This is a genomic window from Marinococcus sp. PL1-022, assembly GCF_033845285.1.
Lineage (GTDB): Bacteria > Bacillota > Bacilli > Bacillales > Marinococcaceae > Marinococcus.
The window spans coordinates 3027177-3040895 of sequence record NZ_JAWXCX010000001.1; the positions used below are offsets into that span (position 1 = coordinate 3027177).

The window sequence follows — 13719 nt, forward strand, 5'->3', positions numbered from 1 at the left end:
TGAATCACATTGTTTATACATTTAGGCGACGGCACTGTAATACGTTCAAAAGACGTTATCGCTATTTTAGACAGCAACAGCCAGGATTCTTCAAGCATTACAAGACAGTTCCTGCAGGCAGTGGAAAATGATGATAAAGAACAAATTGCAGATTCCGAAGCAAAGTCCGTCGTGGTTACAAAAGAGAAGGTTTATTTCTCCCCTATTTCTTCGTTAACGCTGAAGCGCAGATCGCAGATTATTTCAGAATATGATGAATATCATGAAGAAATACAGTCTGCCAAAGAAAACTGAGCATACAGAGTGATGAAAACGACGGCAGGTAATTACGGACTAAACGCGAGAGTTGATCCCGCAGGAAGCGAAGGTGAACAGATTGTCGATGAACCAAAATTCATACGATGAAAATCAAATCCAGGTACTTGAAGGACTCGAAGCAGTCCGGAAACGTCCAGGCATGTATATCGGCTCTACAACGTCCAGAGGACTTCACCATTTAGTGTGGGAGATCGTTGATAACAGCATTGATGAAGCCATGGGCGGCTATTGTGACCAAATATATATTACGATCGAAGAAGACAACAGCATTACCGTGGAAGACAACGGCCGCGGTGTGCCTGTCGGCATGCACGAAAAAATGGGGCGTCCGGCCGTGGAGGTTATTATGACCGTGCTTCACGCCGGCGGTAAATTTGGCGGCGGGGGCTATAAAGTTTCCGGCGGGCTTCACGGCGTGGGAGCGAGCGTAGTGAACGCTCTTTCCGAAACGCTTGATATCGAAGTCCACAGAGAAGGCGAGATCTATCAGCAGGCTTACCGCCGCGGTATTCCGCAGCACGACCTTGAAACCGTCGGTAAGACAGATAAACGGGGAACGAAGATCCGCTTTAAACCGGACCCGGACATCTTTGAAGAAACAACCGAGTTTGAATTTGAAACGCTCACCACCCGTGTACGCGAACTTGCATTTCTTAACCGCGGGCTCCATATTACGTGTACCGATAAACGCACGGAGGAAGAGCAGGTCCAGACCTATCATTACGAAGGCGGCATTGCTTCCTTTGTGGAATACCTGAATCGTCAGAAGGACACACTCCACAAAGAGCCGATTTTTCTTGAAGCAACCCGCAACGATATTCAGGTGGAAGTAGCCATGCAGTACAACAATGGATATACGAGCAATGTATATTCGTTTGCAAATAATATTAATACCCATGAAGGCGGTACCCACGAGTCGGGATTCCGGACGGCGCTGACGAGAGTTATTAACGACTATGCCCGCAGAAACAGCCTGTTCAAAGAAAACGATCCAAACTTAATCGGAGACGATGTACGTGAAGGCCTCGTTGCGATTGTCAGCGTGAAAATTCCGGATCCGCAGTTTGAAGGACAGACAAAAACAAAATTAGGGAACGGGGAAGCCCGTACCATTACAGATTCATTATTCTCGGAGCATTTTTCGAGGTTTATGAGCGAAAATCCGGATACAGCCAGGACGATCGTAGAAAAAGGACTGATGGCCTCAAGGGCACGGGATGCTGCGAAAAAAGCAAGGGAATTAACCCGCCGTAAAAGTGCCCTCGAAGTCAGTTCGCTTCCGGGAAAACTGGCCGACTGCACCTCAAAGGATGCAGCGAGCAGTGAGGTGTATATCGTCGAAGGGGATTCTGCCGGCGGTTCAGCCAAACAGGGCCGGGACCGGCATTTCCAGGCTATTCTGCCGCTTCGCGGAAAAATTCTGAACGTGGAAAAAGCGCGCCTGGATAAAATTCTTGCCAACAATGAGATCAGGACCATTATTACAGCTCTCGGAACAGGAATCGGCAACGAATTTGACATCGAAAAGGCCCGCTATCACCGCATTATTATTATGACGGATGCCGATGTGGACGGAGCCCATATCCGGACACTTCTGCTAACCTTCTTTTACCGTTACATGCGGCCGCTGCTTGAAAGAGGATACATTTATATTGCCCAGCCGCCTCTGTATAAGGTCCAGCAGGGCAAATACGTTCGCTATCTCTTTTTCGAGCGTGAACTTCAGCCTGCACTGGCTGAGCTTCCGGCGCAGCCAAAACCAAATCTTCAGCGCTATAAAGGACTTGGGGAAATGAATCCGACCCAGCTTTGGGAAACGACCATGGATCCGGATTCAAGAACGACGATGCAGGTGACGCTTGAAGAAGCAATGGTGGCCGATGAAGTGTTTGAAACACTGATGGGCGATCACGTAGAGCCGCGTCGTGACTTTATTCAGGAAAACGCGCATTACGTACAGAACCTCGACGTGTAAGAGCCGTTATTAAGGTGAAACAAAGAAACCCCCGCAAAAGATTAAAGCGGGGGTTTCTATCGAATATAGCAGAAACAGGCACTTCAGCCTGCTGGAATAGAAAGTAGGAGGTTACTGCAATGGCAGAAAACGAATCCAGAGTCACGGAGATTGGTATTGGCGAGGAAATGCGGACCTCGTTTTTAGACTACGCGATGAGTGTTATCGTCAGCCGGGCCCTCCCGGACGTTCGCGACGGAATGAAGCCGGTGCACCGGCGTATTTTATTTGCAATGAGCGAACTCGGCATGACGCCGGAAAAACCGTTCCGGAAGTCGGCCCGTATCGTTGGTGACGTTATCGGTAAATACCATCCGCACGGCGACTCCGCGGTTTATGAAACGATGGTGCGGATGGCCCAGGATTTCAGCTACCGCCACCCAATCGTTAACGGACACGGAAACTTCGGTTCCGTGGACGGAGACGGAGCAGCAGCAATGCGTTACACTGAAGCGAAAATGTCTAAAATATCGCTTGAGATGGTCCGCGATATTAACAAAGACACAATTGATTACCAGGAAAACTATGACGGCAACGAGCGGGAGCCCGTGGTTCTGCCGGCGCGTTTCCCGAACCTGCTGGTCAACGGCACCTCCGGAATTGCCGTAGGCATGGCTACCAATATTCCGCCGCACCGTCTTGAAGAAGTTATTGACGGGGTACTTGCCCTGAGTGAAGATCCTGATATTACAGTAGAAGAGCTGATGGACTATATTCCCGGGCCGGATTTTCCAACGGCTGCTTCCATTTTAGGCCGCTCCGGCATCCGGAAGGCGTATCAGACGGGCAAAGGCTCAATAATCATCCGTTCGCACGCCTACATTGAAGAAGATAAAAAAGGTAAGGAAACAATCATCGTAGATGAGCTGCCGTACCAGGTGAACAAAGCCCGGCTGGTGGAGCGTATTGCAGAGCTTGTGCGCGATAAAAAAATCGATGGCATTACTGATCTGCGCGACGAATCAGACCGTAACGGCATGCGGGTCGTCGTGGAAGTACGAAGAGATGCCAACGCCAACGTTATTTTAAATAACCTGTACAAGCAGACGGCGCTGCAGACGAGCTTTGGTATTAACATGCTGGCTCTTGTGAACGGCCAGCCGAAGGTGCTGAACCTCAAGGAATGTCTGTATCACTACCTCGAGCACCAAAAAGTAGTTATTAAGCGCCGGACTGCTTTTGAACTTCGAAAAGCAGAGGCCCGGGCCCACATTGTGGAAGGCCTGCGGGTGGCGCTTGACCATCTGGATGCGGTGATTGAACTGATCCGGGGATCGGAAACCACAGACATCGCAAGAAACGGTTTGATGGACAACTATGATTTGAGTGAAGATCAGGCTCAGGCTATTCTCGACATGCGTCTGCAGCGTTTAACCGGACTCGAAAGAGATAAGATTGAACAGGAGTACCGGGAGCTGATGGAGCGGATCCGGGAGCTGAAGGAAATTTTGGCTAACGAAGAACGGGTGCTCGAAATTATCCGGGAAGAGCTTACCGAAGTGAAGGAAAAATTCGGTGATGACCGGCGGACACGTCTCGAAGCCGGAGAGAATTCCATCGAAGATGAAGACCTTATTCCGCGGCAGGATGTAGTAGTCACTATCTCGCATCAGGGCTACATTAAACGTATGCCGATTGATACGTACCGGAGCCAGCGCCGCGGTGGACGCGGGGTCCAGGGAATGGGTACAAACGAAGATGACTTTGTAGAGCATCTGCTGACGACCAATTCCCACCAGACCATTCTTTTCTTCACCAACAAAGGAAAAGTATACCGTCTGAAGGCTTACGAAATTCCTGAATTAAGCCGTACGGCTAAAGGGATTCCGTTAATTAATCTCCTCCAGATTGATAAAGGGGAGTATATCAGCACCGTCATTCCGATCGAGGAATTCTCGGAAAACGCTTATCTTTTCTTCCTGACGAAAAAAGGAATTTCGAAAAGAACCGTTCTCTCTGCCTTCTCAAATATCCGTAAGGGCGGCCTGTTCGCTATTAACGTCCGGGAGGACGATGAGCTTCACGGCGTACGGCTTACCTCCGGAGATGATTCCTTAATCATCGGTACAAAGCAGGGAATGTCCATTCACTTTGATGAAGAGGACGTGCGCTCGATGGGGCGGACCGCTTCCGGAGTTAAAGCAATTTCGCTTCGTGAGGATGACGAAGTAGTAGGTATGGATATTTCAGTGGAGAATGAAATGATCCTGATGGTGACAAACAAAGGATACGGGAAGCTTACCTCAATTGAAGAATTCAGTAAGCAGAACCGTGGCGGAAAAGGGTTAAAGGCGATTAAACTCACAAGCCGCACGGGAGAACTCGCAGCGATGCGTTCAGTACCGTTGGACATTGATCTGATGGTGATGACCATTCACGGGGTTGTTATCCGGATGCAGGTTGGTGACGTTTCAAGACTCGGCCGGTACGCCCAGGGCGTGCGACTTATCCGCCTTGATAAAGGCGAAGCTGTGTCCACAGTAGCACCTGTAATTGAACACGAAGCTGCCGAAGAAGAAAATGTTCCAGCAGAATCAGAAGAAGAATAATTTGAGACCCGGCCGTATTTTAAACGGCCGGTCTTTTTTATGTGAAAAATGGAATTTTATTCTAAAATTCTGTATAAGAACGGTGAAAGTAGTGGTATTTTTCAAGGAAAATAGTAAAATAGAATTATTATATCAGGAAGAATGGAGGAGTCTCCATGCGAATACATATTAATCAGGCAGTGCCAGGATGCGTGCTGGTGAATGATGTCTATGCAGTGAATGAAACGCCGGTGGTCAGAAAACAAACGGCGCTGACAGAGCATTTAGTCGATATTATCAAACAGTTTCTTGTGGAGTATATTGAAGTAAAGCCGGTGCTTGTCAACGGTGATCCCTTTTCTCCAGCGGAAGAGACTGAGACAGCCAGAGAGCATCGGCCGGTGTTTGAAGACGTTTACGATACAGCGGTGGAGGCTCATGAAGCCATGTGGCGCTCCTGGACAGCCGGAGCTCCCATCGAAATGAAAAAAGCACGGGCGGTTGTGGCCCCCCTGCTCGAGGATATTGAAGAAAACGCTTCTCATATATTTACAAGCTACCAGTTTGCAGAGCTGGAAAAGTACGAGAGTCATCATGCGGTATCAGTGGCGCTTTTGGCTGCGCTGCTGGCTAAAAAGCATGGCTGCAGCCGGAAGGAATGGCTCGGAGCGGCACTCGCCGGGCTCTTGTGTGACGCTTCCCTGGCCAGAGTTTCTGCTGCAGAGCGGCAGAAGGCGGGAAAGCATCCAATTCAGAGCTACCAGATGGCGAAGGCTACCGGATTGATCAGCGATGAGGTATTGCTTGCTATTTTGCAGCACCATGAACGCGAAGACGGAAGCGGTTATCCACTTGGGATGAAAGGCGGCAAAATATATGTGCTGAGCAGCCTCGTAGCAGCGGCAGACATGTATCACGCCATGGCAGGCGAACGGCTGGAAAATGAGGGAAAATCGGCTTTTCATGCGATGCGTGAGCTGACGATGCAATCGTTTGGAAAGCTTCCTCCTGCTGTAGTGGAAACATTAACAGAGCAGTTCATTACTGTGATGACCGGAAAGAAGGTGCAGCTCGCCGACGGCAGCTCTGCTTCGATTGTGCACCTGGACCGCCGTGAGATAGAATATCCGCTGGTCCAGCTTGAGCAAGATGGGAAGGTCGTCCAGCTGAATGAAAAATCAGCCATCCATCATGTGATCTAGCATGGTGGATCCAGCTTTGTAATCCTTTACATAATTATTAGCGCCTGTTTATAAATTTTCGGAAAAATAAAACATATTCCTTTTACTTCTGAGACTGGCCCAAACGTGATAAGATATTAGAAATAAATATAGTTACAGGCAGCAGGGCAGTGAGAAATCCTGTAAAATCAACCATTTTGAAGGAGGAAGATTCGTGCGAGCAGATAAGTTTTCCCAAGAAGGTCTAACGTTTGATGACGTTTTATTGTTACCGGCAAGATCTGATATTCATCCAAGGGATGTATCAGTACGGACATCGTTAACCGATAAGCTTCCTTTAAATATTCCTGTTGTAAGTGCTGGAATGGATACAGTGACGGAAGCAGATATGGCGATTGCGATGGCGCGGGCCGGCGGTCTCGGTATAGTGCATAAAAACATGTCTATCGAAGCCCAGGCAGAAATGGTGGACCAGGTGAAGCGTTCAGAAAGCGGAGTTATTACGAATCCTTTCTTCCTTCATCCCGACCACCAGGTGTTCGATGCAGAGCATCTCATGGGGAAATACCGCATTTCTGGTGTACCGATCGTGGACGAGAACCAAAAGCTGGTGGGAATCATTACGAACCGCGATCTCCGCTTTATTGAAGATTATTCGATCGGAATTAAAGAGGTGATGACCTCTAACAACCTCGTTACAGCCCCGGTCGGAACCACGCTTGAGGAAGCGGAGGATGTACTGCAGAAACACAGAATTGAAAAGCTTCCTCTTGTAGAAAAGGATGGTACGCTGAAGGGACTTATTACGATTAAAGACATCGAGAAGGTAATCGAATTCCCTCATTCAGCGAAGGATACCCAGGGAAGACTGCTTGTGGGAGCAGCTGTCGGAGTGAGCGCTGATACAGATAAACGCGTGGAAGCTCTGGTTAAAGCAGAAGCCGATGCTATTGTGATCGATACTGCCCACGGCCATTCCAAAGGCGTGCTTGATAAAATTGCAGAAATCCGCCACAGCTATCCTGAGGTTGTGCTGATAGTCGGCAACGTAGCTACAGCTGAAGGAACCAGGGATTTAATCGAGGCAGGAGCCGATATTGTAAAAGTCGGCATCGGCCCGGGCTCGATATGTACAACCCGCGTAGTAGCGGGCGTGGGTGTTCCGCAGATCACCGCTGTATATGAGTGTGCAGAAGAAGCGGACAAGCATAATGTACCGATTATTGCCGACGGCGGAATCAAATATTCCGGCGATATCGCCAAAGCTCTGGCTTCCGGTGCTCATGCAGTTATGCTCGGCAGCCTGCTTGCAGGAGTGACAGAAAGTCCTGGAGAACGTGAAATTTATCAGGGCCGCCAGTTTAAGGTCTACCGCGGTATGGGCTCGATGAGCGCTATGGAGCAGGGAAGCAAGGACCGCTATTTCCAGGAAAACAGCCAAAAGCTTGTACCGGAAGGCATTGAAGGCCGTATTCCTTATAAAGGCCCACTGAAGGACACGATTCATCAGCTGCTCGGTGGCTTGAGGGCCGGCATGGGCTACTGCGGTACCCCAACGATCTCATCTTTGCGTGAAGATGCCCGTTTTGTACGGATTACCAACGCCGGCCTGCGGGAAAGTCACCCTCATGACGTTCAGATTACAAAAGAAGCACCAAACTACTCTTCCTAAGAATGAAGGACGGGGGCCAGTGGCTCCCGTCCTTTTTTAATGTAAAAGGTATTTCCCGGGAAATATTTGTGGATGCTGTCGGACACAGACGGCTTTATAAAAGGAACAATGGCAGGTATGTTTTAAAATGGGGCTGTGGTAAAATATGCGATAGCAAAACACCACGGAGGTGCAGAGATTGAGGAGAAATAAGTTGAAAACAGCAGGTGTTTCCTGCGTGGCGGCTGCAGCCATATGGATGTTCGGCAGCACGCCGGCTCAAGCAGCAGAGCCTGATATAGAAGCCAGTGCTTCTATTATGATAGATGCAGACACGGGGCAGGTAGTTTTTGAAGACAATACCGATGAGCTTCTTCCTGCAGCCAGCATGTCCAAAATGATGACAGAATACATAGTAAACAAAGCGATCGAAGACGGAGATATCAGCTGGAACGATGAAGTAGCAATCAGCGATAAAGTCCGCGAGCTTTCTCTTCAGACAAATTTATCCAACGTGCCTCTTCGTCAGGACGAAGCCTATACGGTCGAAGAGCTCTACGAGGCTATGGCCATTTACTCTGCGAACGGAGCAACGATCGCTCTGGCAGAACACATTGAGGGCAGTGAGGCAGCTTTTGCCGACCGGATGAATCAGCAGGCCGGGGAGCTTGGCATGGAGAATTATGAATTTGTAAATGCGACCGGGCTGAATAATTCTACGATGATGGGCTACGCCCCGGAAGGCAGCGAAGAAAATGCAGAAAACATGATGTCAGCAAACGATACTGCCCTTTTGGCTTATCATCTTTTGGATGAGTACCCTGAGGTGTTGGATGTGGCAGGCATTCCGAAAAAAACATTCAACGAAGATTCGGAAGAACCAATCGATATGATTAACTGGAATAAAATGCTCCCGGGGCTTGAACAGGAATACGAAGGAGTGGACGGCCTGAAAACAGGTACGACTGATCTGGCCGGAAATGCTTTTACCGGAACAATTGAACAGGACGGAAACAGATATATATCGGTAGTGATGAATGCAGAAACGAAGATGTCGCGTTTTACCGAAACGGCTAAACTATATGATTATGCTGAAAGAGAGCTAAAAAGCCAGACCCTCGTGGAAAAAGGGGCAGAAATCGATGGGGAATCCTCCATTGAAATCGAAGGCGGACAGGAAGAAAGCATAGATGTGACAGCTGGAGAAGAGCTCGAGCTGATTTCGTCAGAGGAAATAGAACCGGAATATGAGATTGCTGTGTCCAAAAATGAAGCCCCGATTGAAAAAGGGGAAGAAGTCGGGACAGTGGTTGTTACCAACAGCGAAGCCTCATATGTGCAGGACGGCGCTAGTCGCACAGAAGTGCCTCTGATAGCGGATGAAGCTGTAGAGAAGCGCGGATGGTTTGGAAATATTGTTCAGAGCGTCAGCAACCTTTTCAGCAGCGTCTAGCACGCGGCGGCTGGAAAATAAAAGCTGGCAGAAAAGCTTTTTTGGCTGCAAACAAGATGCTTTATCCGGATATAGTATAGTGTTACAATAGGGCTACTGAGCGTTATTATTACACCGCAAAAATCGGTGGCAGCAGATAGAATAATGGAGCTGGAGGGCTGAAGTATGGCAGAGAGAGGAACAGACCGCGTTAAAAGAGGCATGGCGGAAATGCAAAAGGGCGGCGTTATCATGGACGTCGTTAACGGAGAACAGGCGAAAATCGCCGAAGAGGCAGGAGCAGTAGCTGTTATGGCACTGGAACGGGTGCCGTCAGACATCCGTGCTGCCGGAGGCGTAGCCCGCATGGCAGACCCTACGATTGTCCAGGAAGTGATGGACGCTGTATCGATTCCTGTAATGGCAAAGGCCCGTATCGGTCACATCGTGGAAGCCCGGGTGCTCGAGTCGCTCGGTGCTGATTATATTGATGAAAGCGAAGTGCTTACACCGGCGGACGATGTGTATCATATGGATAAAACCGAATATACAGTACCGTTTGTCTGTGGAGCCCGCGATCTTGGGGAAGCGACCCGCCGTATTGGCGAAGGAGCTTCCATGCTTCGCACAAAAGGGGAGCCGGGCACCGGCAACATTGTGGAAGCAGTACGTCATATGCGTTTGATCCAGTCTCAAATCCGCAAAGTGATCGGCCTGTCGAAGGACGAATTAATGACGGAAGCGAAAAATCTTGGTGCGCCGTACGAGTTGCTGCTTCAAATTCGCGACAGAGGCCGCCTCCCAGTTGTTAACTTTGCAGCAGGCGGCATAGCAACACCAGCTGACGCTGCTTTAATGATGCAGCTTGGCGCCGACGGCGTATTCGTGGGCTCCGGCATTTTCAAATCCGAATATCCGGATAAATTTGCCCGGGCCATCGTAGAGGCGACGACTCACTATGAGGATTATGAACTGATCGCTAAGCTGTCCAAGGGACTGGGCACTGCAATGAGCGGTATGGATATTTCCCAGCTTGAAGGCTTTGACCGCATGCAGGACCGCAGTCAGTAATATAAATACAGGGGGTTTTACTCATGATGAAAATCGGCGTTTTAGCTCTTCAAGGCGCTGTTCGTGAACATGCCAAAAGCTTGGAGGCCCCTGATACGGAAGTTATTATCGTAAAACGGCCGGAACAGCTTGAAGAAATCGATGGATTGGTCTTTCCAGGCGGCGAAAGCACGACGATGCGGCGGCTGGTGGAAAAATATCAATTTTTTGAGCCGCTGCAGGCATTTGCCAAGGCAGGAAAGCCCATATTCGGCACATGTGCCGGCTTGATTTTAATGGCAACCGACGTGGTAGGCGAGCCGGAAGGCCATCTCGAGCTGATGGACATGACGGTTCAGCGTAATGCATTCGGCCGCCAGCGTGAAAGCTTTGAAACCGAGCTTTCCATTCGCGGAGTTGCAGATGATGTCGAAGCGGTATTTATCCGGGCTCCGTTGATTACGGAAGTTGGACAGAATGTCGAAGTGCTTGCAGAATATAAAGATGAAATTGTGGTGGCGCGGCAGGATCATCTGCTTTCCTGCTCCTTTCATCCGGAGCTGACGAACGACCGCAGATTTCATCAGTATTTCGTACAGATGGTACGAGAAGCACAGGCGGCAGTAAATGTGTAAATACAATCGCGTTGATGGACAATAGTACTTTTGCATGCTTCTCCAGAGAGTCGGTGGCTGGTGTGAACCGATGAAAATGCGGAAGGAATCCCGTCCGGAGTAAAACGGTGAACTTGAGTAGCCGTTTTCGATTCGTCCCCGTTAACGGATGAGAGAAAAAGCCGGCAGTAACGTTTACTGCAACAAGGGTGGCAACGCGGGAATTAAAGTCTCGTCCCTGATTCACAGGGGCGGGGCTTTTTTATAATATATAAACAGCTACTATTATGAAGGAGGCATCACCTATGCTGGACCCTAAACGATTACGAAATGATTTTGATGCAGTAAAAGAGCAGCTTTCAAAACGAAACGAAGATATCAGCGAACTGGATTCCTTTGAAGAACTCGACCGTGAACGCAGAGACCTGATTCAGGAGACAGAGGAGTTAAAACAACGGCGTAACACCGTCTCCGATGAAATCGCAGCTAAAAAGAAAAATAAAGAAGACGCCGATGAACTGATTGCAGAAATGCGGGACGTATCAGGCAGGGTTAAAAAACTGGATGAGCAAATCCGTGAAAAGGATGAGCGCCTGCAGCAGATTCTGCTTTCCATTCCAAATGTTCCACATGAAACAGTTCCGGTTGGCGAAGATGAATCGGATAACGAAGAGGTAAGGGTCTGGGGAGAAACGCCAGTGTTTGATTTTGCCCTGAAGCCGCACTGGGAACTTGGTGTGGAGCTGAATATGCTTGATGCTGAGCGGGCTGCAAAAGTAACCGGAAGCCGGTTCATGTTTTATAAAGGAGCAGGGGCCCGTCTGGAACGGGCACTGATTCAGTTTATGATGGATCTGCACAGCGATGAACACGGCTATGAAGAATTGATTCCTCCGTACATGGTAAACCGTGAAAGCATGACCGGCACCGGCCAGCTTCCAAAATTTGAGGAGGACGCCTTTCAGATTCGGGAAGAGGACTATTTTCTCGTACCAACGGCAGAAGTGCCTGTCACGAATATGCACCGAGAAGAAATTTTCGCAGGAAAAGAGCTGCCGAAAGCCTATACGGCATTCAGTGCCTGCTTCCGCTCTGAAGCAGGCTCGGCAGGACGCGATACCCGCGGCTTAATCCGCCAGCACCAGTTTAATAAAGTGGAGCTTGTGCGGTTTACGACGCCGGAGGATTCCTATGAAGAGCTGGAAGCATTGACCGGCCATGCGGAAAAAGTACTGCAGCTGCTCGAGCTTCCGTATCGCGTGATGAACATGTGCACGGGGGACCTGGGCTTTACGGCAGCGAAGAAATACGATATCGAAGTATGGCTCCCGAGCTATGAAGACTATAAAGAAATTTCGTCCTGCAGTAATTTTGAGGATTTCCAGGCCAGGCGCGCGAACATCCGCTTTAAGCGGAACCGCGATGCGAAAACAGAATTTGTGCACACGCTAAACGGCTCAGGACTTGCTCTGGGACGAACGGTGGCAGCGATCATGGAAAATCACCAGCAGGAGGACGGCAGCATTAAAATTCCTGAAGTGCTGCGCGGCTATATGGGCAACAAAGAATATATTACTGCAAAATAAGCAGGCTTCGATAAAACTCTGGACGCTTTAGGCGGCCAGAGTTTTTTATAGTTATGCAAAATGCTTGCGAAGAAGTAATTGAATTGAAAGCGATTACATTGTAGTATTGGGAGTATCTTCGGGCTGTTTTCGAATCATATGGCGTTATATAATCTTACAAAAAAATTCATAAAATTCTTTCACGAATATTGCAATAATAAGAACAATTACTTATAATTACGTTAATCCACCCGGGGAATTGTTACGAAATTACTAACGTGAGCTGTGGTTATCTCGGTGATTCGTAATAAAGGATGCAAGGTCATCAAGGTGAGAATGGGAAAAAGAGAAGGGATGCCAATGAGCGTTTCATTAGACCAGGTAGATATGTCGATACTCGGGTATCTGCAGGCTAACGGCAAGGAGTCATACAGTGAAATTGCCCGCTGCCTGGGAGTGAGTGAGGGGACTGTCCGTTCAAGAATTAACAAAATGCTGCGGCATAGTGTTTTTGAATTTATCATACATACCAATCCGAACAAAATAGGGCTCGATGTGCAGACAATTATCGGGCTGAGCACAAAGCTCGGAATGCAGGATGAAATTGCGAGTAAGCTCCAGCGTTTTTCTGAAGTAAGGTTTGTCGGTGCTTTCTCCGGTAATCATGATTTAATTTTACAGGCTTATTTTAGAAATAACGAGGACTTAGTGAATTTTGTTAACAGAGATTTAGCACAGATTGACGGAATTTTGAACGCCGATGTGAATGTTGAATTAAAGCAGTATAAGGATTCATTTTCTTATTTAACTCCTGAATGAAAATAAACATTAAAGGTGGTGGTACCACGGGCGCAGATGAATCTGGAACAGTTTAATTAGCTGCGTAGTATACAGCAAGCAGTAAAAGATCCAGAACTATCAGCGATACGGTTTGAAAGAAAAGCACACGGAAAAAAGAAGTCTGGATGACCTCAGAAGGCGCAAGCCGTTGTTCCCAGCCTTGATTTGAAGGTCTGGAGGGGGCGAGCCGGTGAGCCACTTTCCGAAAGCTGTGGGTAATGGCATCAAAAAACCCTCCGCGCATTACAAACGCTGCAATGAAAATGATTAAATAAAACAGACCTACATAAAACACATAATTGATCATATTCAGCAGTCCAAAGGCCGGAGAAAAAATGAATAACAGCAGACCGGCGGCTATTAAATTAGCGGCAAATACGAAAAGATTCAGCTTCCAATGCATAGACGGTACTCCTTCTGGAATTTTATAACGCCCATTATTATAGCACAACTGCTGCCTGCCGCTGAACGAAACATTTCATTTACGAATAATTGCCCTGTGGGCAAAAACATTAATGCTTTTCGT

Annotated in this window: 11 protein-coding genes and 1 other annotated feature; of the genes, 10 read left to right on the top strand and 1 reads right to left on the bottom strand. The window is 48.4% G+C overall.

Annotation, left to right across the window (positions count from 1 at the left end):
* Positions 1–9: 9 nt before the first annotated feature.
* From remB to SIC45_RS15545, 10 genes are all read left to right on the top strand, one after another.
* On the top strand, positions 10–294 hold the full coding sequence (gene remB / locus SIC45_RS15500) for an extracellular matrix regulator RemB (protein WP_298786810.1): 285 nt from the start codon (positions 10–12) through the stop codon (positions 292–294).
* Between the two features lie 82 nt (positions 295–376).
* On the top strand, positions 377–2293 hold the full coding sequence (gyrB, locus tag SIC45_RS15505) for a DNA topoisomerase (ATP-hydrolyzing) subunit B (RefSeq protein WP_298787028.1): 1917 nt from the start codon (positions 377–379) through the stop codon (positions 2291–2293).
* A 119-nt stretch (positions 2294–2412) separates the two neighbouring features.
* Positions 2413–4881, top strand: a complete 2469-nt coding sequence (gyrA, locus tag SIC45_RS15510) for a DNA gyrase subunit A (protein WP_319632841.1) — start codon at positions 2413–2415, stop codon at positions 4879–4881.
* A gap of 155 nt (positions 4882–5036) precedes the next feature.
* Positions 5037–6062: an HD-GYP domain-containing protein gene (locus SIC45_RS15515; RefSeq protein ID WP_319632842.1), complete on the top strand. Its 1026-nt coding sequence runs from the start codon at positions 5037–5039 to the stop codon at positions 6060–6062.
* A 193-nt stretch (positions 6063–6255) separates the two neighbouring features.
* Complete coding sequence (guaB, locus tag SIC45_RS15520; RefSeq protein ID WP_319632843.1) at positions 6256–7713, top strand: IMP dehydrogenase; 1458 nt, start codon at positions 6256–6258, stop codon at positions 7711–7713.
* A gap of 193 nt (positions 7714–7906) precedes the next feature.
* Positions 7907–9145, top strand: coding sequence for a D-alanyl-D-alanine carboxypeptidase family protein (locus SIC45_RS15525; RefSeq protein ID WP_319632844.1), 1239 nt, complete (start codon positions 7907–7909; stop codon positions 9143–9145).
* Positions 9146–9310: 165 nt separating this feature from the next.
* Positions 9311–10195 (top strand): pyridoxal 5'-phosphate synthase lyase subunit PdxS, encoded by an 885-nt coding sequence (pdxS, locus tag SIC45_RS15530; protein WP_319632845.1) that lies wholly within the window; start codon positions 9311–9313, stop codon positions 10193–10195.
* A 23-nt stretch (positions 10196–10218) separates the two neighbouring features.
* Entirely contained in the window at positions 10219–10809 is a 591-nt protein-coding gene (gene pdxT, locus SIC45_RS15535; protein ID WP_298786820.1) for a pyridoxal 5'-phosphate synthase glutaminase subunit PdxT, read from the top strand.
* A 2-nt stretch (positions 10810–10811) separates the two neighbouring features.
* Positions 10812–11031, top strand: a binding site (T-box leader).
* A 62-nt stretch (positions 11032–11093) separates the two neighbouring features.
* Positions 11094–12374 (top strand): serine--tRNA ligase, encoded by a 1281-nt coding sequence (gene serS / locus SIC45_RS15540; RefSeq protein WP_319632846.1) that lies wholly within the window; start codon positions 11094–11096, stop codon positions 12372–12374.
* Between the two features lie 339 nt (positions 12375–12713).
* Entirely contained in the window at positions 12714–13172 is a 459-nt protein-coding gene (locus SIC45_RS15545) for an Lrp/AsnC family transcriptional regulator (protein ID WP_298786827.1), read from the top strand.
* Between the two features lie 52 nt (positions 13173–13224).
* Here the strand turns inward: SIC45_RS15545 and SIC45_RS15550 are convergent, their stop codons facing one another.
* Entirely contained in the window at positions 13225–13596 is a 372-nt protein-coding gene (locus SIC45_RS15550) for a DUF3899 domain-containing protein (protein ID WP_319632847.1), read from the bottom strand.
* Between the last annotated feature and the right edge of the window lie 123 nt (positions 13597–13719).

Excerpts from the sequence above, each read along its gene's own strand:
- gyrA (WP_319632841.1), top strand. The coding sequence starts at position 2,413 with ATGGCAGAAAACGAATCCAGAGTCACGGAGATTGGTATTGGCGAGGAA.
- SIC45_RS15515 (WP_319632842.1), top strand. The coding sequence starts at position 5,037 with ATGCGAATACATATTAATCAGGCAGTGCCAGGATGCGTGCTGGTGAAT.
- pdxS (WP_319632845.1), top strand. The coding sequence starts at position 9,311 with ATGGCAGAGAGAGGAACAGACCGCGTTAAAAGAGGCATGGCGGAAATG.
- pdxT (WP_298786820.1), top strand. The coding sequence starts at position 10,219 with ATGATGAAAATCGGCGTTTTAGCTCTTCAAGGCGCTGTTCGTGAACAT.
- serS (WP_319632846.1), top strand. The coding sequence starts at position 11,094 with ATGCTGGACCCTAAACGATTACGAAATGATTTTGATGCAGTAAAAGAG.
- SIC45_RS15545 (WP_298786827.1), top strand. The coding sequence starts at position 12,714 with ATGAGCGTTTCATTAGACCAGGTAGATATGTCGATACTCGGGTATCTG.
- SIC45_RS15550 (WP_319632847.1), bottom strand. The coding sequence starts at position 13,596 with ATGCATTGGAAGCTGAATCTTTTCGTATTTGCCGCTAATTTAATAGCC.